Source organism: Brevundimonas sp. NPDC058933, from assembly GCF_049315965.1.
Lineage (GTDB): Bacteria > Pseudomonadota > Alphaproteobacteria > Caulobacterales > Caulobacteraceae > Brevundimonas.
Genome location: NZ_JBMOSL010000028.1, coordinates 1 through 1,817, shown reverse-complemented (window position 1 = coordinate 1,817; position 1,817 = coordinate 1). Strand labels below are relative to the sequence as shown.

Annotated in this window: 1 protein-coding gene; it reads right to left on the bottom strand. The window is 29.2% G+C overall.

The features are described from left to right. Positions 1–157: 157 nt before the first annotated feature. Positions 158–1,705, bottom strand: coding sequence for an ATP-dependent nuclease (locus ACOZBP_RS17310; protein ID WP_422677554.1), 1,548 nt, complete (start codon positions 1,703–1,705; stop codon positions 158–160). Positions 1,706–1,817: the final 112 nt, after the last annotated feature.

Sequence of the window (1,817 nt, the reverse complement as noted above, 5' to 3'; positions counted from 1 at the left end):
GAATATGAATTAGAAAGTTATGCCCGACAACACTCAGGCTCTATTCGTGATGATGGTTTGCGTAAAGTGTTGGCTGGGAAAACCACACTGGAAGAAGTATTACGTGTGACCAATGAAGCGGCTGAATAAGCAGCTTCATTGCTGATTTACTACTTTGTTAGGCAAGCATTTTAGCTAAAATAATTTCTAAATCAGTTGTGTTATTAATTGGAGAAGCACAGGCTAACCACTCTTCTTTTGTCATTTCGTCGAAAATTTCAAAATTATTTTTAGCCTTAAAGTTGATTGAAAGCCCTTGTATAATATGTGTTTTTATGCTTTCCTTAATATCATGATAATCAGTGATTTGGAATTCATGAGGTAATATTTTGTCAGTAGGCATTAGGCGTTGTATAGCATCCCTTGAATAGTAATTTTCTATTTCACGCTTTCTCAAAATATCGAATTCTCCCCCTAATTGATTTACTTTTTGAATGAGAGCCTGCTTATTTGCTAATTTGGATGCATAATCTGTCGCGCCTTTGTCGGAATCTAAAATTATAATAAATTTTCTATTTATTTTTTTACAAAGTTCCGCATTAACAAAAAACTCAACTTGATCTCCTCCACATGGAATGAGTAGAATATCTGATGGTATTTCACCATTAATTTTTAGAAAAACTCTTTCCCAAAATTTTACATCGCCACTTCCTTCAACAAATACTACCTTACGATAATTATCATTTAATAAATTGTAGTTAGGTCTAATGCCTAATTCACTGATAACAATATCCAATATTTCATTTTCATTTTCGAAATTTAAATAATTTGATAATTCATTTTGTTTTTTAACTACAACTATATTTGAATTATTCGTTGCACCTGCAAAGACTGGTGAATGTGTTGTAATGAAAAATTGACTATTTTCTGATAATGAAATAATAGAATCTAGTAGATCATTTTGTAACTCAGGATGAAGGAATGTTTCAGGTTCTTCTATTCCAAAAATTTGATATTTTTTTGTGGCTTTTTGAGCTAAATATTCAAAATATGCGACCATTAGAAGTCTTTTGAAACCAGTACCCTTATTTGAAATTGGAATTTCAAAAGTATCTGTAGAAAATTTTAGAGATAGATCAAATTTAACAAGATTTCCCCAATTACAGGTTACGGAGGGTTTTATCTTTTCTAGATTTGGGACATTTCTCTGCATTAATCCAGTTATTACACTAAATTCATTTTCTAGATCATCTTGTACATTTGTTTCAATTTGTCTAGTTAATTCTAAGTTATTTAATAAAGATTGATTTGCAATTGGCTTGAATTGAGTTTGAAATGCTGTTGAGCTAATGTTTAAATCTTGTTCAGCATCAAATAAAGAATAATCTGGTATTTCAAAGAACTCATATTGTTTTTTTAAATTCTTTATGTATTCATCGGCTACATATTCTTTTTCTATTCTACCTAAGTTCTGTGTATTAATATCAATTAATTCAATTTTTGATAAATTTGTGACACCACGCCCTGAACGGGAGTATTCAATGTTCAAATTTTCTAAATAAGTATTTATTTCTGCTTCTTTTATTCCCCAAATATTTGAGTATTCTTCACTGTTAATATCATTACAAGTATAGAAAATTTCTTTAACAACTTTACCTGTATTTGAAAAGGTAAAAGTTTTTTTAAGATTAATTTTCCCCTCGGTATCTAAGGCTAAGGAATTAATTACTTCACTACTTTCAAATGGCTTTGTTGCATAAATATGTAAGCATCTGATTTAAATAAATTTAATTTTGGATCAAAAAATAATCAAAACTTTTAAAATCATATAGTTATGA